The organism is Limnobacter sp. SAORIC-690 (assembly GCF_002954425.1).
Taxonomy (GTDB): Bacteria; Pseudomonadota; Gammaproteobacteria; order Burkholderiales; family Burkholderiaceae_B; genus Limnobacter; species Limnobacter profundi.
Genome location: NZ_MQVZ01000001.1, coordinates 1,097,044 through 1,120,424 on the forward strand (window position 1 = coordinate 1,097,044; position 23,381 = coordinate 1,120,424).

Consider the following 23,381-nt stretch of genomic DNA (forward strand, 5'->3'; position numbering starts at 1 on the left):
TTCCTGAAATGAAGTTCAGAAAACGTTCGTCGTCTACGGTGCTTACCGCCAGTTCAACCCGTTTGGCTTGCAGTTGGGGAAGTTCGGTTTCAAACACTTGAGAGAATTCCCGAACAGATCCCTCTCCGTTGAAGAACACCTCTGGCCCGAACATGCGATTGCCCTGGCTGTCAACAACGCGGGCTTGGGTTCGACCTTGCCCTCCCAACACTTCTTCCAGGCCATGTTTCACGTCTTCGGGTGAATATTCGGCAGTAGGTTTTAGTAAAAGGTGTTCAACTGCATGAAGCGCGCGGTTGGCGGTTTCTTCCTGTTGCTTGGCTTGCCAAAAGTGGATGCAGCAATACACAAGCACTGCGAGTAAAACCACGCCCAGTACACTGACGGAGCTGGTCAAACCGATGGTGGCTCTGGAAATTGATTTCACGGTCACTCCTTGCCCTGCGCCCGAATCTCAAGAACATACCCCATGCCCCGAATGGTATGAAGCAGCGGAATTTCGTAAGGGTCGTCCAGCTTGATCCTCAACCTGCGAATGGCCACATCGATCACATTGGTTTCGCTGTCAAAATGCATGTCCCAAATCAGTTCTGCAATTTCGGTGCGGCTAATCACTTCTCCCTTGCGGCGAAGCAGCAGCCACAGCAATGAAAATTCCTTGGCCGTTAGCCGCAAATCCTTGCCGCCGCGTTTGGCCGTGCGGCGCACCGCATCCAACTCCAGGTCCAGCAGGGTCAATACGGTTGTTTGGCTCTCTGCTGCAACTGTTGAAGTTCGGCGCCCCAGGGCGTGAAGCCTGGCCACCAGCTCGGCAAACGCAAAGGGTTTCACCAGGTAGTCATCTGCACCGGCCTTCAGGCCGCTCACCCTGTCTTCAACCATGGCGCGGGCGGTAAGCATCAGTACCGGAATACTTTTGGATTGGCGTAACGCACTTAATACGGCCAAACCATCAATGTCGGGCAACATGCCATCAAGAATGATCACGTCGTAAAGGCCTTGGGTGGCCAAATGCAAACCGTCAATCCCGTTGCGTGCCAAATCGACCACAAAACCTTCTTCGGTCAGTCCCTTCTTCAGGTAATCGGCCAGCCGCAGGTCGTCTTCGATCAAAAGCAGTTTCATTGAATTGTCTTCATTTGGTGCACCGAAGCACAGTATAACCACCCCGAATTTGGTGAAGATTAAATATTTGTAATGTACCGGGAAGGTAGCTGACATGTGCCCCTGACTAGACTGAAGGCATGGGTTTAGAAAAACAACCCTCCAATTCGAGTCAATCAGGAGATCATCATGAAAAATATTAAAATTGCCGCTGTTCTGATTACCACCTTCGCCATTGCTGCACCTGCAGTGGCACTTGCCGATGCTGCCTTCCACCCCGGTCAGGGCGATGCGGTGTATGAACCCCATCTGGGATACAAAGATCCAGCGAAATCTGCGTCACACGCAAGCAAGGGATTTCGCGGCTACAGCGCAAACATCATTGGTTCTGAAGCCAGCGGTGATGGGACCACACACGGTGATTGGGGTAACTCACGCTCTGGAAAATCCCGTCAGGAGGTGCTGCGTGAATTGCAAAGCCAAACTCTAGAAGAGCGTCGTCTTGCTAATTCGAACTAAAGGCAAGTCTGAATTCCACAGTCGAATTGATGTTGGTGAGCAGTCGGGAATTTCAGGTGTTGCTAGCCACGCCATGAAATCCAGCAATCGACCTCAGGAAACAATCGAGTTGAAGGTCAGAAAACCTAAAGCCCATTCGGACCACTAAGGAGTTAAGCATGAAAAAAACATTCGCAAATTATTCTCTATCGCTGTTGCTTGGGGCGGGGCTTTTGTTGCCAGTAGCCGTATTGGCACACGGCACTGAGGAGCACAAAAAGCCAGATACCAATGTACAGACTGTTTTTGAGCAAACCGCTTGGGGCATTGCCGGCACTCCGACCAAGGCAAGCCGAACGGTCAAAGTGGTGATGTCCGACAGCATGCGCTTTGAGCCTTCTTCAATGCAGTTCAAGGAAGGTGAAACAGTGAAATTTGTTGTGAAAAACGAAGGAAAGCTGATGCACGAGTTTGTTCTGGGGACTAAAGACAAGAACCTGGAGCATGCAGGCTTAATGAAAAAGTTTCCGGGCATGGCGCATGACGAACCCTACATGGCGCATGTGGCGCCGGGGAAAACCACGGAAATGGTATGGACCTTTAATCGAAGTGGCGAATTTGAGTTTGCCTGCCTGATTGCTGGCCACTTTGACGCTGGCATGCGTGGGCCGTTGCGCGTAGGCAAATAAGCCAACAATTATTGTTAACACTGAAAAGGAAAAATCATGAAAACTCAATTAATCAAAATCGCTTCTATCTTTGCATTGTCAATTTCGACTTCGGTTTTTGCCGGGGGAGATCACGGCGTCCATTCAAGTAAAGCCGGTGAGCAAAAGTCCATGGAAGGCATGCAAATGAAGCAGTCGGAAACCATGGAAATGACACAGGGCGAAGTGAAGAAAATTGATTCAAAGACCGGTAAGGTCACCTTGAAGCATGGCGAGATCAAGAATCTTCAAATGCCGCCCATGACCATGGTTTTCACGGCCAAAGAGGCCGCACAACTGGAAGGCCTGACCAAGGGCGATAATGTTCTGTTCGCCGTGGATCAAAACATGAATATCACGCACATTGAGAAGAAACAGTAATCAGGAGAAGCGCCATTGCAAAACAAATCTGGATTTCCCGCTGGGTCCGTTATCGCGGGCAAAGTGGGTTTAATGCTGAGTTTGCTTGGTTCAGCAATGGTGCTTTGCGCCTGTCAAACAATCGGAAATTTTATTCAGCCGGAAAGTCACAAACCAACTGTTGCGGTGAAGGGAGAACCTTGGTTTAGCGCCGAGCGTGCCGCCTACACTCAGAAATTCTAGAAGGGTTTCATATTGGTTCTTTCCGGCGGCGGTGTTCGGGGCTTTGCGCACATCGGAGTTCTAAAGGCCCTTGAGGAACAGGGGCTTGAGCCCAAAATGGTGATTGGTACCAGCGCTGGCGCTGTGGTGGCCGCTTACTGGGGGTTGGGTTATACAGCCGATCAAATGATGCAACGTGCTGATTCACTAAGTAGCCGGGATCTGTTTGTACCTGTGTTGCCCAACCTGGGGCAGCCAGTTTTGAAGGGCGAGGCAGGGGTGTTCTCTGGCCAGTTTCTCGAGCGACAATTGCGTCGTGATTTTGGCGTTCAAACATTTGAAGATCTTTCAAAACCAGTTGCCATCGTGGCCACTGATCTGGAAACCGGTCGTCCCGTAGTTTTCAATTCGGGTGATGTTACTCAGGCTGTGCGGGCGTCTTCAACAATTCCGGGTATCTTCACACCACCTTCGATCAATCGACGTCTTTACATCGATGGCCAAGCCAGTTCACCACTACCCATTGGCCCGGCGCAGCGTTTGAGCAAACTACCCATTCTTGCCGTGGATGTGGTGTATCCACCCGAACTTGCAGAGGTTTCTACGCTGACCGATGTGATGTTTCAAACTTTTTTGATATCGAGTTTTCGGATCAAAGAGCTTGAGATGCCAATGGCAACAATGATCATCGCGCCGCAACTAAGCAATGTGGGTCAACTGGGTCTGAATGACCGTCATTGGGTGTTCAACGCCGGTTATCTAGAAGCCAAAGAAAAACTTCGAAATTCTGAAAAACTGCTGAAATGATTGATGTGTCAAATAAGTGCAGGGTTGGCGTGAATTTCACGCCAACCCTCACCCCTTTCATTAGCTTGCATCGCCATTACTGAGGTCGATGCTTTTGATTACGCAGGGACGAATGAGCAGATGCTTTAAGTTGCATTACAAATTTGTAATGGACAATGAACGTAAATTTCTTGCTGTGCTTATCGACTGTGTGCTACCTTCTCAAGGCAATTACCATTGAAAGTCACATGACCCATCGATTGCTGATTCACGCTGCATTGTTGTTTGCGCTGCTTTTTCAAAGCCTGGCGCACGCGTTGCCATGCTGCGCCGAGATGGATGCATTGCAATCAGAGACTACGCCAGCAGCCATAATGGACGAGATGGCGCAACATGTGGAGGAAGGTTGTTTTGCAGGCTCGCCCGTGTGTTGTGTGGTTCCTTCGCTGGCCTATGAGGCAGTAATTCTCGACTCTCAGGGTGTTTCACCCGTGCACGTGCCAACAGTGAAGCCACTGTTGCTCTCCCAGCTTCAAATTCCTCTCGATCGCCCGCCCCGGGCCTGACTTCTGTTGAAACCCCCGAACTGCCGCAATGCTTGACTGCTTGCGGTTTCTATCGTTTTTCTCATGGTTTGAACACCATGCAGGAGGCCCCCATGTTGGGCAAAACAACCTTTATTAAATTGGCGTTGGCTGCAGTGGCTTTGGTGGCAGTATTTTTCATGGGCAATGTCATGGCTCAAGATACAGCCACCACAGAGTACACTTTGGCGCAGGCGTTGACTCAGCAAGAGCGTGGGGTGTTAAGCCTGTCGCAAGCCCTTGCCTTGGCAGAGCAGCGATCAGAGGCACTGCGTGCGCAAGACGCAGCCACGAAAGCGGCACAAAGCCAGGCGATTGCCGCAGGTGAACTGCCCGATCCCATGTTGAATCTGGAAGTGATCAACATTCCTGCCAACGGGCCAGACCAGTTCAGCCTCGCCGCTGATTTCATGACCATGCGTGGGGTCGGTGTTTCCCAAACATTTACCCGAAAGGACAAGCGCAACGCTCAGGCCAATGTGTTCAACAAAAGCGCTGAGTTTGCTCAAGCCGGAAAGTTTCAGGCGTTGAGCAAATTGCGCACCGCCACAGCGCAGGCTTATCTGGACCGCGTGTACCTACAGGAAATGTTGTTGTTGCTGCAATCGCAACGCAATGAACTAGCGTTGCAAATTGAGGCTGCTGATGCCCAGTACCGGTCAGGCAAGACAGCTCAAACCGATGTGTTTGCAGCACGTACAGAACTTGGTTTGATGGACCTGAAAATTCAGGATACACAAACCCTGCTGGATAATGCACAAGCGGAACTGCAGCGCTGGGTGGGTGAGCAAGCCGATGCAACCCTCGCTGGCCCGGTGGACTTGACGCAATCCCGCTTGCAGGCATCAGACCTGTTTGAAAAGCTTCACCGCCACCCGGAGGTGTTGGCCCTTGAAAAAGTCGAGGCCACTGCACTTGCCGAGGTTCAAGTGAAGCAACAGGAAAAGTCCGCAGACTGGACCTTGTCGGTAATGTATGCCGGGCGTGGGCCCGCGTTCTCTGAGATGCTTTCTTTTGGCGCATCACGCCCACTGTTTGTGGACCAAGACAACCGGCAGAATCAGGCACTGGTCTCAGCCAATGCCATGGCCGCAAAGGCCAAGGCTGAGCGCATTGAACTGCACCGCGAACTCTTGGTGCAAACACAACGCTGGCAACAGACCTGGAAAAGTAACTTGAAGCGAATCAGCGATTTTGATCGCAGCCTGATTCCGCTGACCCAACAGCGCACGCAAGCCGCGCTCGCAGCTTACCAAGGGGCCACGGGTACCCTGGCCGAGGTGCTGGCTGCGCGCCGAATGGAAATCGACATGCGCATGGAAAAACTGCGCATTCAAATGGACACTGCCCAACTTTGGGCACAACTGGAATACCTGATTCCTGTAGAGGTACAACAATGAAAAAGACGCATATCGCGATTGGCACCCTCGCATTGGCAGCGCTGGCTGGCGGGGGTTATGGTTTGTGGGCACTGGGCATGAACCAGGGCATGGACATGATGTCAGCCCCTATTAGTGGCAGTGATGTAAAAGTTGACTCCGCCGCACCCAGCGATGGTGGGAAGGTAGATCCCTCCAGCTGGAACATTCCGCAAGGTGAAGCCGCCACGCGCCGCCACATGGAAAGCGGCATCAAGGCCGGCGATATCGATCCTGAAACCGGGTTGGCCGTGCAGTATTACCACGACCCCATGGTGCCTGGCCGCAAATTCGATTCCCCGGGCAAAAGCCCCTTCATGGACATGATGCTGGTACCAGCCTATTCGGGCGCAGATTCAGCCGACAGTAGCAGTGTAAAGGTAAGTCCGCGCATTCAGCAAAACCTGGGCATACGCACAGCGGCGGTGTCCATGGGCATGTTGGCTCCAGAAATCAGCGCCAGTGGTTCTGTGCAGTGGAACGAGCGTGAGCGGGTGGTGATTCAATCCCGGGCTATGGGATATGTGGAAAATCTGAACGTGACTGCCACGCTCGATTCAGTCCGGCAAGGCCAAACCCTGTTAACAGTGTATGTGCCCGACTGGATTGCTGCGCAAGAGGAATTCTTGTCACTGCAAAAAATGAAAGGTGAGAACTTGCAGCCCTTGGTTGATGCTGCGCGCCAGCGCATGTTGCAAGTGGGCATGAGTACCGCTCAAATTCGGCAAGTTGAGCAAAGTGGGCGAACACAACCCCGTGTGGCCATTGTTGCACCCCGCAGCGGCGTGGTGACCGAGCTGATGGTGCGCGAGGGAATGACCGTCCAACCCGGCATGACCCTGATGGAAATCAACGGACTGTCCACCGTGTGGGTGCAAGCCGAGGTGCCCGAGGGGCAGTCTGTTTACGTAAAAGCCGGTGTGAATGTGGTGGCCAAGGCCCAAGCTGTGCCAGGGCGTAGTTTCGAGGGAACGGTGCAGGCTGTGCTGCCACAGTTGAACAGCAACACACGCACCGTGTTGGCCCGCATTGTATTGAAGAACCCAGAGCAGAAACTGCTGCCCGGCATGTTTGTACAAACCCGTTTCATGGATTCAAGCCGACCAGAAACATTGATTGTTCCTTCGGAGGCAGTAATACAAACCGGCCGCCGTGCGGTGGTCATGTTGGCCAATGAGGAAGGCCGCTTCACGCCAGTTGAAATCAAAACTGGCATTGAATTTGATGGAAAAACCGAGGTGCTGGAAGGCCTGCAACCCGGCCAGGAGGTGGTGCTTTCTGGTCAGTTCCTGATTGACTCTGAAGCCAGTTTGCGAGGGCTTGAAGCGCGTTTGAATCCGCCCGGCACTGATTCAGATTCCACAACAAGTACCCACCGCACACCGGGTGTGGTGGAGTCATTGAGCGAAAATGCGGTCACCATAAAGCACCCGCCAGTACCCAGCCTGGGCTGGCCTGAAATGACCATGGAGTTCAGGCTGCCAGAGCCCTCAAAAATGCCGGCTCAAAGTCTGAGGATTGGAGACCAGATCGAGATAGAGTTTCAAATGCAGGAGGGGGACATTCCCCAGGTCATCCAAATTCAGCCAAGCAATTCCGGCATGAAACAAAGCGGGGGTAAACAATGATTGCCTTCATTATTCGCTGGTCAATTGCAAACCGTTTGCTGGTGTTGATCGCAACAGTCATGATCAGCGCCTGGGGTGTGGTGTCGGTGTACAAAACACCGCTTGATGCGCTGCCTGATTTATCCGATGTGCAAGTGATTGTGCGCACCAGCTTTCCTGGGCAGGCCCCTCAAATTGTTGAAAATCAGGTGACCTACCCGCTCACCACCACCATGCTTTCCGTGCCCGGCGCGAGAGACGTGCGCGGCTTCTCGTTTTTTGGCGACAGTTTTGTCTACATTATTTTTGAAGATGGTGTGGACTTGTACTGGGCGCGTTCGCGGGTACTGGAGTATTTAAACCAGGCGCAAAGCAGCCTTCCAGCTGGTGCCAAAAGTGCCTTGGGGCCAGATGCTACAGGCGTGGGTTGGGTGTACCAGTACGCCCTGCAAGACACCACCGGCAATATGGATGTGTCGCAACTGCGGGCTTTGCAAGACTGGTTTTTGCGTTATGAATTGAAAACAGTCGAAAATGTGGCCGAAGTGGCTTCAGTGGGTGGTTTCGTGAAACAGTACCAAGTGGTGCTCGACCCCCAAAAACTTGCGGGCTATGGCATTACGCTGGACGAAGTAGTCAAGGCCATCAACGATGCTAATCAGGAAGCTGGCGGCTCGGTGATTGAACTGGGTGAGGCCGAGTACATGGTGCGCGCTACGGGATACCTGGAAAATCTGGATGATTTTCGTTCTGTTCCTTTGAAAAGCAGTGCCACGGGCATTCCAGTGCAGTTGGGCGATGTGGCCCGCATCCAGATCGGCCCTGAAATGCGCCGTGGCATCGGCGAATTAAATGGCAGTGGCGAGTCAGTGGGCGGCATTGTGGTGATGCGTTCGGGTAAAAATGCCCTGAACACCATTGAAGCGGTGAAGGCCAAGCTGGAAAGCCTGAAGCCTGGTTTGCCCAAGGGTGTTGAAATAGTGCCGGTTTACGACCGCTCAACCCTGATCAACAATGCAATCAATAATCTCAGTTTCAAATTGCTTGAAGAATTTATTGTAGTGGCGCTAGTGTGTGTGGTTTTCCTTTTGCACTTTCGCTCGGCGTTTGTGGCGATTGTTTCCCTGCCCTTGGGTGTGTTGGTGTCGTTTATCGTGATGGAGCAGCAAGGTGTGAATGCCAATGTGATGTCGCTGGGTGGCATTGCGATTGCCGTGGGGGCCATGGTGGACGCCGCGCTGGTCATGATTGAAAACGCGCACAAGCATCTCGAACAGTGGGCGCATGACAACCCCGGCAAGGAATTAACAGGCACAGAGCGCTGGCGCGTGATTGGTGACGCATCCACTGAAGTGGGGCCCGCGCTTTTTTCTTCCTTGTTGATCATCACGCTTAGTTTTATCCCTGTTTTCACGCTAGAGGCACAGGAGGGGCGTTTATTCTCTCCCTTGGCGTTTACAAAAACCTATGCGATGGCGGCCTCGGCGGGTTTAGCCATTACCCTGATCCCGGTGTTGATGGGGTATCTGATTCGGGGAAAAATTCCCAATGAAAATTCGAACCCAATCAATCGAGGTTTGATTGCAGCGTATCGCCCCGCACTCGATGCCGTGTTGAAATTTCCAAAAACCACCGTCGCGGTAGCCTTGGTACTATTGGGAATCAGCTTCTACCCGCTTAGCCAGTTGGGCAGTGAATTCATGCCGCCATTGGACGAAGGGGATTTGTTGTACATGCCCACCGCTTTGCCTGGTTTGTCGGCAGGTAAGGCTGCCGAGTTGTTGCAACAAACAGATCGCTTGATCGCCACGCTACCAGAAGTCGAATCGGTTTACGGCAAAGCAGGACGTGCTGAATCAGCAACAGACCCCGCACCCATGGAGATGTTTGAAACCACCATTCAGTTCAAGCCCAAAAGTGAATGGCGAGAGGGCATGACAGCCGATATGTTGGTAGACGAGCTGGACAAAATTGTACGCGTACCTGGCCTAACCAACATTTGGGTGCCCCCTATTCGCAACCGCATCGACATGTTGGCCACTGGCATTAAAAGCCCGGTGGGTGTGAAGGTGACGGGTGCAGACTTGGGTACCATCAACAAGGTGGCCGTGAACATTGAAAAGGCCGTAAAAAATATAGAGGGAGTGAGTAGCGCATTCGCTGAGCGCCTTACTGGCGGGCGCTATGTGGATGTTGATATTGACCGTGACCTGGCTGCGCGCTACGGCATGAACATATCCGATATTCAATCGATTATTTCAAGCGCAGTGGGTGGCATGAACATTGGTGAAACGGTGGAAGGTTTGCAGCGTTTTCCAATCAATGTACGTTACCCGCGTGAATTGCGCGATTCACTGACCCGCCTGCGTGCCTTGCCAATTTACACCGGTTCAGGCCAGCGCATTGTGTTGGGCGATGTTGCCAAAATCAGCATCACCGATGGGCCACCCATGTTACGCAGTGAAAACTCCCGATTGGCGGGCTATGTGTACATCGACATTCGCGGGCGCGACCTTCAATCGGCTGTGCTTGATATGCAGCGTGTGGTCGCCGAGCAGGTGGAACTGCCTGCGGGCTATTCCATTTCATGGTCAGGGCAGTTTGAATATCTGGAGCGTGCAACGGCCAAGTTGAAGCTGGTGGTGCCATTTACCCTGCTGATTATTTTTGTGTTGTTGTACATGACATTCAAAGTAGTGGATGAAGCTTTGCTGATTATGGCAACGCTGCCATTTGCATTGGTTGGCGGCGCATGGCTGTTGTGGCTTCTTGAGTTCAATTTGTCAGTGGCGGGAGCTGTGGGCTTCATTGCACTGGCGGGGGTGGCTGCAGAATTTGGCGTCATCATGCTGCTGTACCTGAATCAAAGCTGGGCAAGTCGGGTGAAGCGTGGCCTGATAGGCGAGGATGATCTACTGGATGCAATTCGCGAAGGTGCAGTGCTGCGTGTTCGACCCAAAGCAATGACTGTGCTTACCATTCTTGCGGGCCTGATACCTATTATGTGGGGTACAGGTACGGGAAGTGAGGTAATGCAACGGATTGCCGCACCCATGGTAGGTGGTATGGTCAGTGCACCGTTGTTGTCGATGTTCGTGGTGCCTGCGGTGTTTTTGCTGATGCGGCGCAGTCAAACCCAAAAGCCCGATTAACTTTTTCGGCCCACCAGGTACACAACGCCTTGTGGGCCGTAAGATTCACTGTGCAGTTCGTTCAGCGCAAGATGGAACACATCGCCTGCTTCATAGTGGGTGATACGACCAGCACATTCAATTGAAATAGTACCTTCAAGAATCAAAGCTTTTGCCTCGAATGGGTGGCGGTGATCACCCAATCCAGTTTTGCCCTCCCGAGTAACTGTGACCACCTCTGAAAAGCCGGCCAATTCGAGCTCTCTGAGAAATTCTTCTTTTGATTTGTTCATGTGTAAACGCAGATCAAAGTTTGACGTTGAATAAGGTGCAGCTCGACAACCATTATCCTAACCTTACTTCAAAAGGTGTTCGCCATGTTCAACCAACGCAGCAGGTCGCGCTCCCTGTCGTTCGATTCAAATCGACGGCAGGGCTCGTTTCTGGGCAAAGTCAGTAAATTTCTTTTTGTGTTGTTCAGTTTGATGGTCGTCACCGCACTCACTTTGTTTGGTGTGTCTTCCTGTCAGGAAAAAGCGGCGGCCCAGCAGGTACTGTCGTACACATCGAAAAACAATTGCGAATTCCGGTTTGAGGGCGTCGGCCACACCCTGATCGAAAATCACTGCGGTAACAGTGCCGGAGTGTATTTCATGACGCCACAGGGCTTGCACACTGCGCCGTTGATCGATCCCGAAGTCAGCACTCTGGTGAGCCAGCACGGTTGTGAAGCCCCCAACAGCTGTGTATTTAATCTGGAAATGAAGACCCGTGCCATCAGTGGCCAGTTTGATTACACCATCAATGGCAAGCAGGGTTTTTACAGTTTTGAATGGCCTCGGGACGAGCAACCTCGCCTGGTAGAAAGCAGCAGTGCATCCAATAAGTCTTGAGTCACAATAATTTAAATAATCTCCGAAAGGTCCGTTTCATGGGCCTTTCGGCTTAGGTCTACTCCCTTCCTTCGGCTTGTTACAGTCAGCGTCATAAAAGTTTCACAGCCCCTTCGTACACTTTGCGCATTGTCTACATGTCTAGATCACTGCCATGACCCTGTACGCCCTTGCTCGAGATACCGGTGAAGCCCTTTACTTCCAGATTGCCCGTCAACTGGAGCAGGAAGTGCTGCGCAACTACCAACCTGGTGATGGCTTGCCTGCCGAGGGCGAGCTGGCAAAGAACTATGGCGTAAACCGCCATACCCTGCGTCGCGCCATCGATGAATTAGTTGATTCAGGTCTTTTGGAGCGTCGCCACGGCAAAGGTGTGTTTGTGCTCGACACTTACCTTGATTACCAAATTGGCCAGGGCACTCGGTTTACCGAAAACCTGGCTGCACATGGCATGCAAGCCGAAGACATTGTTCACAAACGGCAAGTGATACCGGCTATTCATCGCGTGGCCGAGCGTTTGAACATCGCCGTGGCTGACCCGGTTGTGTGGATTGAATCGGTGCGTACGGGCGAAGGTCGCCCATTGTGTGTGATCTCTCATTTCCTGCCTGCCGCCAAATTCCCGAATCTTGAAAACCTGTACGAAGGCGGATCGCTGCATGCCTTGTTGAAAAAAGAATACGGCTGCACGCCACGCCGCACGGAGAGTTTGGTGACCTCCGTGTTGCCACAAGGTGATGATGCGCGCTTGCTGAGCATGCCTCAAAACCGCCCTGTGCTTCGTGTGAAAAGCCTGAACCTGTGTAGCAAAACTGGTGAGCCCGTGGAGTACGCCATCACGCGATTCCGCGCGGATCGAATTCAATTGCGCATTAATCCTTAATTCTCTGGAGCCATTCATGATTTCCAAACGCAACATCCTGAAAACCCTCACTGCGCTGGCTGTTGCAGCGGCATTCACACCGGGTCTGACCTTCGCTCAGGTCCAAAACGACGGCAGCGCCAACAAACCCCTGCGCGTGGTGTTGATTCCCGCCGATGGCGGCACTGAAGACGGTACCAAGAAAGATTTCCAACCCGTGTTCAGCGCAATTACGCAGGCAACCGGCATCAACTTTGACATCAAGGTCGGACAAAGCTATTCAGCCGCAGTGGAAGCCATGTGCAGTGGCGCAGCTGACATTGCCTTTTATGGCCCAGCCACGTACCTGCAGGCCAAGGCACGCGGTTGCGCCGAATTGTTGGCACTCGCTGTACGTGGTGGTGGTTCGGTGTACTACAGCGGTATTTTTGCGCGCAAAGACGCCAACGTGAACAGCATCAACGACATCAAAGGCAAACGCATTGCGCTCGGTGATGTGAACAGCACGTCCAGCTTCAATGTGCCCGTGGCCATGATGATGGAAGGCGGCGTGAAGCCCTGGGCAGATGCGAAAACCCTGAACATGGCGGGCAGTCACGCCAACGTATTGAATGCGCTGAATGAAGGTTTGGCCGATGTGGGTGGTGCTTCTTTTGATTCATTCGAGAAAGCAGTGAATGCCAAGGCCATCGACCCCAACAAATTCAAGGTGGTCGCGAAAAGCACGCCCATTCCCTACCCGCCACTGGCCATTCACCCGAAGGTGAATGCCGAGGTCAAGGCCAAGCTTCGCACGGCATTCGACACCGTGCACACCATGCCCGGCATTACCAAAGACCAGATCCGCGGTTACGGCGGCACGCGTGTTGATGCCTACACCTCGAAAGTCAGTGAAGAAGACATGGCCAATGCCGGCAAGTTGTTTGACCTGGTTACCGAGAACGTGAAGCAAGACTTGATGGCCAAGGCTAGCAAGCGATAAAGGAGCACACCATGATTGAGTTCAACACCATTTCCAAGCAGTGGGTCGATGGCACGCATGCACTGAGCTATGTCTCTTTGCAGATTCCAAAAGGCCAGTTTTGCGTCATTCTCGGCCCTTCAGGTGCGGGCAAGTCTACCTTGCTGCGCGCAGTCAACGGCTTGGTCAAGCCCACACAGGGTTTCGTGAGAATTGATGGCGAGGTGTTGAACTCAAGTACAGAAAAAATGCTGCGCCAACGTGTGGCAATGATTCACCAGCACTTCAATTTGTCGCCCCGTTTAAGTGTAGCCTCCAATGTGTTGGCGGGCTTGTTGCCCAAAGTCAGTATGGCGCGTGCATTGTCGGGTTGGTTTGAACCTGAACAACGCGACAAGGCTTGCGCACTGGTTGAGCAAGTTGGCCTGAGACCTGAACACTTGACCCGCCGTGCAGGCGATTTGTCGGGTGGTCAGCAGCAGCGCGTGGGCATTGCGCGTGCCTTCATGCTGGATCCTGAAGTTGTACTGGCCGATGAGCCCGTGGCTAGTCTGGATCCGAAAATTTCTGCCGACATTCTTACCCTGATTCGGGACGCTGCACGCGAACGCGGTGCCACAGTGCTGTGCAGTTTGCACCAGGTGGATTTGGCTCGCGAGTTTGGCGACCGCATTGTGGGCATGCGCAACGGCATGGTGGTGTTTGACGGCACTCCCGCCGAGTTTACTGATACCAAAGTGAACGACTTGTACCACGGTGCGCGTTGGGAAGATGCACCAGCCGAGGAAGAAGAGTTTGAATTGGCTGTACCAGGCTTGCGTTTGGCAACTGCCTGATTGATCAAAACCACAGGACGATCACCATGAGTAGCAAACCCATTCCCATGCCACCCCCAGGTACCGAGTTGCGTTGGCGGCTTGAAGCACCCTACAGCGCCAAACACCTTCTGATTTTGATTTGTGTGTTCGCCTTGTTGTTGGTGACCGGCCACCGAACTGAGATGGACAAAATGGTCAGTATGACCAGCCAGGCTTTCGGCAACTTGATGGGATTCAACGACGATTCCCAGGTGGTGCGAGGTTTCTCCCGCGTGGGCGACGTGATGTGGCCACCCGTGGTGGCCACGCAGGAAGAAACCAATCGTCTGCCCGATCTGGATCGCGAGAATCTACCTGGCTTTGCCTACATTGAAACGCAGGAAATTACCACGCAACGAATGAACACCGATACGCTTGAGATGGAAAGCGTAACAGAAACCCGAGAGGTCCTGGTGCGCCCACTGGGTTATGTGTGGGATGTGTTTGTGAAAATGATTCAAACACTTGAAATTGCTTTTTGGGGCACGATTATTTCTGTGGTGCTGTCCATTCCACTGGCTTACTTTGCCGCAGTGAACTACAGCCCCAACAAGTTCACCTACACCGCAACGCGTGGCCTCATCAGCTTGTTGCGTTCAATGCCTGAATTGATTGTGGCGCTTTTCCTGGTGTTGGCCTATGGTTTTGGCCCCATTGCAGGTGTGTTGGCCTTGGGCTTTCATGCTGCAGGTTTTCTGGGCAAGTTTTATGCTGAAGACATTGAAAACGCCGACCGAAAACCTCAGGAAGCGCTTGAAGCCATCGGTTCCGGCAAGTTGAAAACGCTGTGGTACGGCGTCATTCCACAGGTGTTTCCTCAGTACATCGCCTACACCGCCTATATTCTGGATCGCAATTTGCGCATGGCTACTGTGATTGGCCTGGTGGGTGCCGGCGGTATTGGTCAGGAACTGAAAGGTCGATTTGATCTGTTCCAGTATGGCCATGTCATGACCATTCTGATTGCAATTTTTATCTTCGTGTTTGTGCTCGACCAATTGTCGGCACGAATTCGCGCCAAGTTGATTTAAGGGAATCGACATGATGAACAACATTCCCCGGAGCCAGTGGTTGCGCATGTGGCAGGCCAGCGAGCCTGCACGCATCAAGGCTTTGGCCAAAGAAGTGAGTGCCGATTGCACCATCACCGACCTTCACATTCCTAAAGCGGGTTTGGGCTTGCTTCAGCTGTGCGACAGCGCCTTGGGCGATGCTTATTTTCTGGGAGAAATTCCAGTGACCAAAGCGCATGTGCGCATTCACAGCCCGAACGGCAAAGTGGCAGAAGGCGCGGCGATTTGCATGGACGACCGTGTGGGCCTGACCCGCGCCATGGCAATTCTTGACGGCGTACTGGCCGCGCAACTGCCCGGCTGGGAACGGGTCGAACAAAGCCTTCGGGAAGGAGAGGCTCAGGTGCAGGCCGACACGGCGCTTCGCCGTACCAATTTGAGTGCCACCAAGGTGGATTTTTTATTGTTAAGCACCCTGGACGAGGACGAGCATGTTTGAAAATCCGGATGCTTTGAAAACCTACACACCGCAATTGCAACAGCTCAATTTCAAAGCCTTGATGAATGCCTTCGCCTATCCAGGCCGCATTCAGAACCTGCAGGGCAAAGGCCCGGCGCTGGAACAGGTGCTTGCCACATTGATTGACGGCGAAGTCGGTTTGGCCGATCCCGATGTCTTGCTGAACGGGGATGTTCGCATGCGGCTGGAGGCCCGAATGACCGTGGCCGAGAGCGCTAATTTTGTGATTTGCAACGGCGGTAAGTCGCCAGCTTTTCAGCCCATGCTGGGCACGCTGGAAGAACCCGAACATGGGGCCACCCTGATCATACAGGTGCAAGGTTTTGGCAGGTCTGACGCGGCCCTGCCCATGGTGTTGAAAGGCCCCGGCATTGAGCAGGAAAACACACTGCACGTGACTGGCTTGAATGAGGTCTGGCTGCAACGCAGAGCATTCTGGAATGCCGCATTTCCCACCGGTGTGGATTTCATTCTGGTGAGTGAAAACCAGGTGGTGGCCTTGCCACGCACCACACAAGTTCAAGGAGAATTCTGATGGGTTATGTGGCCATTAAAGGCGGCGCAAAAGCCATTGAAGGTGCCGAACTGGCCTTTGAAGCACTGCGCACCGCCGAAGGCGAACAAGGCACACCAATCAGCCTCAATGCCATTGAAAATCAGTTGCGCTTGCTGACCAGCCGCATTGTGTCGGAAGGGGGCTTGTACCACCCGCGTCTGGCTGCATTGGCCATCAAGCAAATGCAGGGCGACACGCTTGAGGCCGCATTTGCATTGCGCGCCTACCGTTCCACAAAACCGCGCGTGCTTGAAACACCCGTGCAAAGCACCGGCAGTATGCGATTGATTCGCCGCATCTCCAGCGCATTCAAAGACATTCCCGGTGGCCAAATGTTAGGTCCTACGACCGATTATGCTTTACGCCTGATGCGGCTTGATCTGGTGGATGAAAGCACCGAAGTGTTCCAGAACATGGCACGCCGGTTTCTGAAAAACCATGCAGCCCAAGCAAGCCTGCCCGATACTTTTCCGAAGGTGCTTGATTCATTGCGTGCTGAAGGGCTGATTCCCGGCTTCAGTGCAACCTTTAAAAATAGGTCTGAACAGGCCTTTGACATCACGCGCGAGCCTTTGGTATTTCCTGTTACTCGTTCTGCTGCGCTGGCCACCATGGCCCGCGCTGAAACAGGTTCATTGCTGGCCATGGCTTATTCCAATATGCGGGGCTATGGCGACATCCACCCCACCATCGCTGAATTGCGTGTTGGTTATCTACCTGTGATGTTGCCCCACCCGGTCACCGGTGAGCCCACTGAAGCCGGCGAAGTGCTGATTACCGAGTGCGAGGTGGTGGCCATGTACGAAGGCGCAGAGCCCGGCGAATTGCCCACGTTCACGCTGGGTTACGGCGCTTGTTTGGGGCACAACGAAACCAAAGCCATTTCCATGGCGATTCTGGACCGTGCCTTGCAAAAGGGCATGCGGGACGGCCCGTCGAATCCGTCAGAAGACCCGGAGTTCGTGCTGCTGCACATTGACGGTGTCGACTCCATGGGCTTTGCCAACCACTACAAAATGCCGCACTACGTCACCTTCCAAAGCGACATGGACCGCCTGCGCGCAACACAGATGAAAGCAAGAGGAGACCTGCACGATGCGCCACTATGAACTGCCCGCGATTGACGAACAAGAGGCAGACAGCGACCTTCATGAGGGCACTGCCTACAACTTTGGTTTTCTGGATGAGTATGCCAAACGTGAAGTACGCCGCACCATTCTGAAGGCGATTGCCATTCCCGGTTACCAAACACCTTACGCCAGCCGTGAAATGCCAATGGGGCGTGGGTTTGGTACTGGCGGCCTGCAACTGACCTTGTCGCTGATCGGGCAACACGACAGTTTGAAAGTGATCGATCAGGGTGCAGACGACTCTGTGAATGCGGTGAACCTGCGGCACTTTGTCGAACTGACCTGTCCTGGTGTTTCGACCACCGAGCGCACAACAGAAGCGACAATTATCCAATCGCGCCACCGCATACCCGAGGTGATGTTGCGCGAAGACCAGGTGCTTGTGCTGCAAGTACCTTACCCTGACCCACTGGTGGTGGTGGAGCCTTCAGAAGAAAAACGCAAGACCATGCATGGCGAGGGCGATTACTCACGCCTGCTGACCAAGTTGTATGAAGACATTGTGCAATTCGATGAGATCACAATTTCGCACCGCTACCCCACCAAAATCAATGGGCATTACGTCATCGACCCCAGCCCCATTCCGCGTTATGACGTGCCGCGTTTGCACCAAAGTCCGAATTTGATTTTGCTGGGGGCTGGTCGCGAAAAAAAAATTTACGCAGTACCGCCTTACACAAGTGCAGTCCCGTTGGCGTTTGAAGATGTGCCGTTCCGCACGGAAAACTTTTTAGATGCGCAGGGCAATCGCCACGCCTGCATGCGTTGTGGCTGCACGCACAGCTTTCTGGATGAAGTGATCAGTGAACAGGGCGAGCGTCAGTACCAGTGTTCTAACAGCGATTACTGCAACGACCAGCTTGCCCTGCTCAAACTGAAGCACACCGAAGGGGCCAACGCATGAAGCCCATTCTCAGTGTTCAAGGACTAAGCAAGATTCATGGCCGTGGCTGCTCCAAATGCATCGAGACCACAGGCCCTGAACAGGAAACCAATATTTGCAGTTGGTGTGGTTCCGTGGTGGCGGCGCACGATGTCAGCTTCGAGCTTCACCCCGGGGAAATTCTCGGCATCATGGGCGAATCGGGTAGTGGCAAATCCACCGTGGTAAAAACCCTGTTTTTCGATGAAGAACCCACCCGGGGTTCGGCGCAGTTTTTTGAACATGACCATGCATGGAACCTGTTCGAGCTGAACGCCGCACAACGCCGTTGGCTGCGCAACCACCGCTTCGGTATGGTGTACCAAAACCCTCACCTCGGCCTGAATTTCAACGTGTCGGCTGGCGGGAATATTGCCGAGCGCCTGTTGATGAGCGACTTGGTGAACTACAAGACCATTCGTGAACGTGCACTCGATTTGCTGGCACGTACGGAAGTACTGGCCGACCGTATCGACGATTCACCGAAAAAATTCTCAGGTGGCATGCAGCAGCGCGTGCAAATCGCGAAGGCCCTGGCTACACAACCGCCCTTGCTGTTTCTCGACGAAGTCACCACTGGTCTGGACCTTTCTGTTCAAGCCCGCATTCTCGACTTGATTCTTGAGATTCAACAGGAACTGAAAACCGCCATGGTGGTGGTGACTCACGATTTGGGAGTAATCCGACTGTTGACCAGCCGGGCCATGGTCATGAAGTACGGCCGCGTCATTGAAACCGGACTGACCGATCAAATCCTTGAAGACCCCCAGCATGCTTATACGCAGCGCTTGGTGGCTTCTGCCCTGTAAAGGTTTGCAACACACATGAATCCTATTCTTGAAATCAACAAGCTGAGCAAGCACTTCACCCTGCATGAACAGGGCACTCAAATACCCTCGTGCAGCCTGGTGAACCTGACCGCAACGCCGGGGCAGTTAACTGCGCTGATTGGCCCTACTGGCGCGGGAAAGTCTTCAGTACTGAAGTGCGTATACCGAACCTACTTGCCCAGCAGTGGCAGCATGCTTTTCACGCAAGAAGACGGCCGCACCATTGATTTGAGCCGTGCCACTGAAAGTGAAATGCTGCAACTTCGCGAACGCGATATTGGTTTTGTCACCCAGTTTCTGCATTGCCTGCCACGCAAGGCTGCGGTCGACATTGTGGCAGCGCCACTTGTGCGGCAAGGCGAAAGTGCTGCTATGGCACGCGACAAGGCACGCGAATTACTCAGCACACTGAATGTGCCAGAAAGGTTGTGGAACTTACCACCCGCCACGTTTTCTGGTGGCGAGAAGCAACGCGTGAATCTGGCCCGTGGCTTGATTGCCAAGCCACGCCTGTTGTTGCTGGATGAGCCCACTGCCAGTCTGGACCCTGACACCACCGATCGAGTGGTTGATTTACTGAACAGCATCAAACAGCAACGTGTGGCCATGTTGGCAATTTTTCACCACCCGACACTGGTTGAACGCCTGGCCGACAATGTGGTTGAACTGGCCATGGCCAAACACACACTGGAGTTACATGCATGAACAAGCAACTTTTAACCAATGCCCGCGTGGTGCTCCCACACGGCGTCTTCAACAACATCGCCGTGCTGATCGAGAACGGCGTGATCACAGCCCTGGATCCAGATACAACAACTGGCGCACAAATTATTGACCTGAAAGGCGCCATGTTGATGCCCGGTCTGGTCGATTTGCATTGTGATGCACTTGAAAAAGAAGTGGAGCCACGCCCGGGCGTGCACTTCCCTGTGAATTTTGCCTGTGCACAAGCCGACAAGCGCAATGCTGCCGCCGGTGTGACAACCATTTACCATTCCCTTTCATTTGCCAATCATGAATTGGGTGTGCGCAACAACACCTTCGCAGCTGAACTGGCGCGAGCCGTGCACGCTTGGCAAAAATACGCCTTGGTCGACAACCGTGTGCATGCCCGCTATGAAGTCACCGACGAAACCGCAGTGCCGGTGCTCACCGATTTGCTGGTGAATGGCGATGCACATTTGATTTCATTCATGGACCACACACCCGGTCAGGGCCAATTCAAAAGTGTGGAGGCCTATCGCAACTACCTGGGCAAAACCTACAAAAAAAGCGATGAAGAGTTCGACGCCATGCTGCAACAAAAACTGAAGGCAGCACAGGGTGCAACTGCCCGCATGGAGGCATTGGCCGATGTGGCTAAAGCGCATGGTGTTTCAATTGCCAGCCACGACGACGACAGCCCCGCAAAAGTGGATATTGTTCAAAGCCTGGGAGCAGTCATTTCCGAATTTCCAATCAATCTTGAAACCGCACAGGCGGCCAAAGACAAAGGCCTGGCCACACTGTTTGGCGCGCCCAACATTCTGCGTGGCAAATCGCAATCGGGTTCCATGCGCGCGCTCGATGCAGTTATCAACAACGTGGCTGATTGCCTGTGTGGCGATTACTCACCCGCTGCCTTGTTGCCTGCAGCCCTGGCCCTGCCAGCATTGGCTGGTATTTCAATCAGTGAAGCTGTGGCATTGGTTACCCTGAACCCCGCTCGCGCAGCGGGTTTGAACGACCGTGGGCAAATTGCTGTGGGCAAGCGAGCCGATTTGATTGCAGTGGCTCTCCCCGACAATCTGCCTCAGGTTGAGAGCGTTTGGGTGGCTGGCAAACAAGTGTTTAGCGCACAGTTTGCTAACGTGCACCCCGCTGCAAACCAGGTAGCCAACGCGGAGCACTCGCTTGTCTAACCGCCTGCTTTATGTGGTGGGCCCCAGTGGCAGCGGGAAAGACTCCATCATGGCATTTGCCCGTGCTCAGTTGGCAGGGCAGCCCATGGTGCAGTTTGCGCACCGCTATATCACGCGGCCTGCCAATTCCGGCGGTGAAAATCACATTGCTTTGTCTCAAGCTGAATTCAATGCACGTGTTCAGGCGGGCTTGTTTGCCATGCATTGGCACAGCCACGGCAATAGCTACGGCATTGGTGCTGAAATCAACCAATGGCTTAGCAAAGGGATCACCGTGGTGGTGAATGGTTCACGTGAATACTTGCCCGAGGCCATGCAGAACTACCCCGAACTGTTGCCAGTCACCATCGAGGTGGCGCATGATGTTTTGAAAGCCCGCTTAATGCAGCGCGCACGCGAATCAGAAGCCGAGATTGATGCACGAATCAGCCGCAACCGGATTCTGCGACTCAGCCACCCGGCCGGTATCACCGTGTCGAACAATGGCTCACTTGAAGAAGCAGGTGCAGCATTGGTCAATTTGATTGAACAACACAGCAAGGTGACAATGTGCGAATAACATTTTTGGGAACTGGCGCTGCTGGTGGTGTGCCCCGTTATGGCTGCAATTGCGCTGCATGCGAACGTGCATTGGCCAACCCGGTCTTTGTTCGCAGGCCCTGTTCTGCTTTGGTTGAAGATGGTGATACCTGTGTGGTGCTGGACGCAGGTTTGATGAACCTGCATGATCGCTTTCCTTTGGGCAGTTACAGCGCCATCGTGCTAACCCACTTTCATCCTGACCATGTGCAAGGGTTGTTTCATTTGCGCTGGGGTGTATTGGGCAATGTACCTGTGTACTGCCCACCCGACTCTGAAGGGTGTGCCGACCTGTTCAAACACCCGGGGATTCTTGACTTCAAACCCCAAACCAAATTTGAGTCGTTCCAGATCGGCTCGCTGACTTTCACGCCCCTGCCGCTGATTCATTCCAAAGTCACTTTCGGCTATCTGATTGAAAATCGCCATGGTGTGCGTTTCGCATACCTCACCGACACGGTGGGCCTGCCACCCAAAACTCTGGCCATGCTTCAACAGAGCAATCCGGATGGCTTGGCGATTGATGCCACCGACCCACCCAGCACGAATGCGAATGCGGTTGGCGGTAATCACAACGATTGGAACCAGGCCTTGGCCTTGATTGAGCAAATCAAACCTGCGCGGGCCTGGCTAACCCACCTGAACCACCGCAGCGACACTTGGCAGATTTCAAATAATCCGGTGTTGCCAGAAGGCGTGCAGGTGGCTTGCGACAACGCCATCATCGAACTTCAATGACTCAGGCCGCATTGTTCATCGGTTTGTCGGTGTGCATGCATGTGGTGTGGAATCTCATGGCACGTCAGCAGCCCAAAGCGCGCTATGTGCTGTGGTGGGTGTTGATTGGGCACCTGGTACTTCTCGCCCCTTGGGGGCTTTACTCACTGTTTCAGCACACCCGTTTCACGCCTGAATTTCTAGCACTGGCGGCCACCTCGGCCACGGCCAATGCCTTGTATTTTTTGGGTTTGAAAAAGGCCTACGACCATGCCCCTGTGGCTTTGGTGTATCCCTTGGTTCGTAGTTCGCCCTTGTTGATTGCAGTGTGGGGTTTGTGGCTGTTTGATCAGCAACTCAGCATGCCCACCTGGGTGGGTATTGCCATCAGTGTCTTGGGTTTGGCTTTGCTTGCCGACACCGGGCGCGGCAGCGCCAACAAATCGGCATTGCCTTGGGCATTTCTCGCCATGCTTTGCACCAGCGTGTATTCACTCAGCGACAAGTTCGCTACGACACACATCGACAGCTTTGCAGGCCTTTTGGGTTTTGTTTCGTTTGGCTATCTTGCTGCGTGGTTGTTGCTCACACTGGAACTGAAGCACAGTACCGGTCGTTGGGTTCCTTCCGAACGTCCGCCCCTGTGGGTGATTGCAGTGGGTGGCCTGTGTGTGGGCCTGGCTTATGTGCTGGTCATCGCGGCCATGCGTAGTTTGCCTGCCGCTGTGGTGGTGGCCTTTACCAATGCTGGTATTGTGCTGGCCACGCTAGCCTCTATTTTCCTGTTCAAGGAAAATGCACACTGGAAAATGCGACTGGCGGCTGCGGCCACCATAGTCAGTGGCTTGGTGGTATTGCGTTTATGAGCACATTTTAAGCTTCAATTCAGGTGAATCGGGTACATTACTTTCATGATGAAAGTCCGTGCCCTCACTTTTCTAGTTGCTCTGCTCTGCTTTGCTTCGGTCTTACCGCCGTTTGCCTATGCAGACGACGACAAACGCATTCGCCAGCTTCAGCTCAGCGGCGAAATTCTCTCGCTTGAGCAAATTTTCGATCGTGCCCGAAAGGTCAAGCCTGGGCGTGTGGTCGATGTCGATCTCGACAAAGACGATGGACGTTACATCTATGAAATAGAATTGCTTGAGAGCAGTGGCAAAGTGTGGGAAATGGAGTTCGATGCCCGCACCGGCGAACTGCTGCAACTTGAACAGGACGATTAA

28 protein-coding genes are annotated in these 23,381 nt (G+C 53.3%); 25 read left to right on the forward strand and 3 right to left on the reverse strand.

The genetic code is table 11. The annotated features are described in order from the left end of the window. A partial coding sequence (locus BSZ31_RS16845) for a hypothetical protein (protein WP_168426855.1) occupies positions 1 to 427 on the reverse strand: 427 nt, incomplete at its 3' end. Positions 428 to 429: 2 nt separating this feature from the next. Further along, positions 430 to 1,125: a heavy metal response regulator transcription factor gene (locus tag BSZ31_RS05195; RefSeq protein WP_105029761.1), complete on the reverse strand. Its 696-nt coding sequence runs from the start codon at positions 1,123 to 1,125 to the stop codon at positions 430 to 432. 168 nt (positions 1,126 to 1,293) lie between these two features. Between BSZ31_RS05195 and BSZ31_RS05200 the strand changes: the two genes are divergently transcribed. The 9 genes from BSZ31_RS05200 (at position 1,294) to BSZ31_RS05240 (ending at position 10,438) form a co-directional block, all read left to right on the forward strand. Continuing rightward, the gene (locus BSZ31_RS05200) at positions 1,294 to 1,623 is read left to right on the forward strand and encodes a hypothetical protein (RefSeq protein WP_105027843.1); all 330 of its coding nucleotides are present in this window, start codon (positions 1,294 to 1,296) and stop codon (positions 1,621 to 1,623) included. Positions 1,624 to 1,781: 158 nt separating this feature from the next. Beyond that, positions 1,782 to 2,291 (forward strand): plastocyanin/azurin family copper-binding protein, encoded by a 510-nt coding sequence (locus tag BSZ31_RS05205; protein ID WP_105027844.1) that lies wholly within the window; start codon positions 1,782 to 1,784, stop codon positions 2,289 to 2,291. 36 nt (positions 2,292 to 2,327) lie between these two features. Then, entirely contained in the window at positions 2,328 to 2,690 is a 363-nt protein-coding gene (locus BSZ31_RS05210) for a copper-binding protein (RefSeq protein WP_240605655.1), read from the forward strand. A 15-nt stretch (positions 2,691 to 2,705) separates the two neighbouring features. Then, positions 2,706 to 2,912 (forward strand): hypothetical protein, encoded by a 207-nt coding sequence (locus BSZ31_RS05215; RefSeq protein WP_105027846.1) that lies wholly within the window; start codon positions 2,706 to 2,708, stop codon positions 2,910 to 2,912. Between the two features lie 12 nt (positions 2,913 to 2,924). Continuing rightward, positions 2,925 to 3,698: a patatin-like phospholipase family protein gene (locus BSZ31_RS05220; RefSeq protein WP_168426856.1), complete on the forward strand. Its 774-nt coding sequence runs from the start codon at positions 2,925 to 2,927 to the stop codon at positions 3,696 to 3,698. A gap of 227 nt (positions 3,699 to 3,925) precedes the next feature. Next, positions 3,926 to 4,243 carry a hypothetical protein gene (locus tag BSZ31_RS05225; protein ID WP_146106606.1) on the forward strand — a complete coding sequence of 106 codons (318 nt, stop codon included), beginning with the start codon at positions 3,926 to 3,928 and terminating at the stop codon, positions 4,241 to 4,243. Between the two features lie 92 nt (positions 4,244 to 4,335). Then, positions 4,336 to 5,661: a TolC family protein gene (locus BSZ31_RS05230; protein ID WP_168426857.1), complete on the forward strand. Its 1,326-nt coding sequence runs from the start codon at positions 4,336 to 4,338 to the stop codon at positions 5,659 to 5,661. Next, entirely contained in the window at positions 5,658 to 7,307 is a 1,650-nt protein-coding gene (locus BSZ31_RS05235; protein WP_105027850.1) for an efflux RND transporter periplasmic adaptor subunit, read from the forward strand. Before BSZ31_RS05230 ends, BSZ31_RS05235 begins: the two co-directional genes overlap by 4 nt. Then, entirely contained in the window at positions 7,304 to 10,438 is a 3,135-nt protein-coding gene (locus BSZ31_RS05240; protein ID WP_105027851.1) for an efflux RND transporter permease subunit, read from the forward strand. The genes BSZ31_RS05235 and BSZ31_RS05240 overlap by 4 nt, the downstream gene beginning before the upstream one ends. On the opposite strand, the gene BSZ31_RS05245 is transcribed toward BSZ31_RS05240, so the two are convergent. Further along, positions 10,435 to 10,710, reverse strand: a complete 276-nt coding sequence (locus BSZ31_RS05245) for a cupin domain-containing protein (RefSeq protein WP_105027852.1) — start codon at positions 10,708 to 10,710, stop codon at positions 10,435 to 10,437. The two genes, BSZ31_RS05240 and BSZ31_RS05245, sit on opposite strands and share 4 nt — an antisense overlap. Positions 10,711 to 10,794: 84 nt before the next feature. Here BSZ31_RS05245 and BSZ31_RS05250 point away from each other — a divergent pair, with 84 nt between their 5' ends. From BSZ31_RS05250 to BSZ31_RS05325, 16 genes are all read left to right on the forward strand, one after another. Further along, positions 10,795 to 11,310 (forward strand): hypothetical protein, encoded by a 516-nt coding sequence (locus tag BSZ31_RS05250; protein ID WP_105027853.1) that lies wholly within the window; start codon positions 10,795 to 10,797, stop codon positions 11,308 to 11,310. A 154-nt stretch (positions 11,311 to 11,464) separates the two neighbouring features. Then, positions 11,465 to 12,193, forward strand: coding sequence for a phosphonate metabolism transcriptional regulator PhnF (gene phnF / locus BSZ31_RS05255; RefSeq protein WP_105027854.1), 729 nt, complete (start codon positions 11,465 to 11,467; stop codon positions 12,191 to 12,193). Between the two features lie 16 nt (positions 12,194 to 12,209). Next, positions 12,210 to 13,154, forward strand: coding sequence for a phosphate/phosphite/phosphonate ABC transporter substrate-binding protein (locus BSZ31_RS05260; protein ID WP_105027855.1), 945 nt, complete (start codon positions 12,210 to 12,212; stop codon positions 13,152 to 13,154). Between the two features lie 11 nt (positions 13,155 to 13,165). Next, the gene (locus tag BSZ31_RS05265) at positions 13,166 to 13,969 is read left to right on the forward strand and encodes a phosphonate ABC transporter ATP-binding protein (RefSeq protein ID WP_105027856.1); all 804 of its coding nucleotides are present in this window, start codon (positions 13,166 to 13,168) and stop codon (positions 13,967 to 13,969) included. 26 nt (positions 13,970 to 13,995) lie between these two features. After that, the gene (phnE, locus tag BSZ31_RS05270) at positions 13,996 to 15,021 is read left to right on the forward strand and encodes a phosphonate ABC transporter, permease protein PhnE (protein ID WP_105027857.1); all 1,026 of its coding nucleotides are present in this window, start codon (positions 13,996 to 13,998) and stop codon (positions 15,019 to 15,021) included. Between the two features lie 10 nt (positions 15,022 to 15,031). Next, positions 15,032 to 15,502, forward strand: coding sequence for a phosphonate C-P lyase system protein PhnG (phnG, locus tag BSZ31_RS05275; protein WP_105027858.1), 471 nt, complete (start codon positions 15,032 to 15,034; stop codon positions 15,500 to 15,502). Further along, a complete protein-coding gene (gene phnH, locus BSZ31_RS05280; RefSeq protein ID WP_105027859.1) occupies positions 15,495 to 16,058 on the forward strand; it encodes a phosphonate C-P lyase system protein PhnH in 564 nt (187 codons plus the stop codon). The genes phnG and phnH overlap by 8 nt, the downstream gene beginning before the upstream one ends. Then, on the forward strand, positions 16,058 to 17,188 hold the full coding sequence (locus BSZ31_RS05285; RefSeq protein WP_105027860.1) for a carbon-phosphorus lyase complex subunit PhnI: 1,131 nt from the start codon (positions 16,058 to 16,060) through the stop codon (positions 17,186 to 17,188). The genes phnH and BSZ31_RS05285 overlap by 1 nt, the downstream gene beginning before the upstream one ends. Continuing rightward, complete coding sequence (locus BSZ31_RS05290; RefSeq protein WP_168426858.1) at positions 17,175 to 18,113, forward strand: alpha-D-ribose 1-methylphosphonate 5-phosphate C-P-lyase PhnJ; 939 nt, start codon at positions 17,175 to 17,177, stop codon at positions 18,111 to 18,113. Before BSZ31_RS05285 ends, BSZ31_RS05290 begins: the two co-directional genes overlap by 14 nt. Continuing rightward, positions 18,110 to 18,940 carry an ATP-binding cassette domain-containing protein gene (locus BSZ31_RS05295; protein ID WP_105027861.1) on the forward strand — a complete coding sequence of 277 codons (831 nt, stop codon included), beginning with the start codon at positions 18,110 to 18,112 and terminating at the stop codon, positions 18,938 to 18,940. The genes BSZ31_RS05290 and BSZ31_RS05295 overlap by 4 nt, the downstream gene beginning before the upstream one ends. A 15-nt stretch (positions 18,941 to 18,955) precedes the next feature. Beyond that, positions 18,956 to 19,666, forward strand: coding sequence for a phosphonate C-P lyase system protein PhnL (phnL, locus tag BSZ31_RS05300; protein WP_105027862.1), 711 nt, complete (start codon positions 18,956 to 18,958; stop codon positions 19,664 to 19,666). Then, the gene (locus tag BSZ31_RS05305) at positions 19,663 to 20,862 is read left to right on the forward strand and encodes an alpha-D-ribose 1-methylphosphonate 5-triphosphate diphosphatase (RefSeq protein WP_105027863.1); all 1,200 of its coding nucleotides are present in this window, start codon (positions 19,663 to 19,665) and stop codon (positions 20,860 to 20,862) included. Before phnL ends, BSZ31_RS05305 begins: the two co-directional genes overlap by 4 nt. Next, the gene (phnN, locus tag BSZ31_RS05310; RefSeq protein WP_105027864.1) at positions 20,855 to 21,421 is read left to right on the forward strand and encodes a phosphonate metabolism protein/1,5-bisphosphokinase (PRPP-forming) PhnN; all 567 of its coding nucleotides are present in this window, start codon (positions 20,855 to 20,857) and stop codon (positions 21,419 to 21,421) included. The genes BSZ31_RS05305 and phnN overlap by 8 nt, the downstream gene beginning before the upstream one ends. Beyond that, positions 21,412 to 22,179 carry a phosphonate metabolism protein PhnP gene (gene phnP, locus BSZ31_RS05315; protein WP_105027865.1) on the forward strand — a complete coding sequence of 256 codons (768 nt, stop codon included), beginning with the start codon at positions 21,412 to 21,414 and terminating at the stop codon, positions 22,177 to 22,179. Before phnN ends, phnP begins: the two co-directional genes overlap by 10 nt. Further along, positions 22,176 to 23,024: an EamA family transporter gene (locus BSZ31_RS05320; RefSeq protein ID WP_105027866.1), complete on the forward strand. Its 849-nt coding sequence runs from the start codon at positions 22,176 to 22,178 to the stop codon at positions 23,022 to 23,024. Before phnP ends, BSZ31_RS05320 begins: the two co-directional genes overlap by 4 nt. Before the next feature lie 45 nt (positions 23,025 to 23,069). Continuing rightward, positions 23,070 to 23,381 (forward strand): PepSY domain-containing protein, encoded by a 312-nt coding sequence (locus BSZ31_RS05325; RefSeq protein WP_105027867.1) that lies wholly within the window; start codon positions 23,070 to 23,072, stop codon positions 23,379 to 23,381.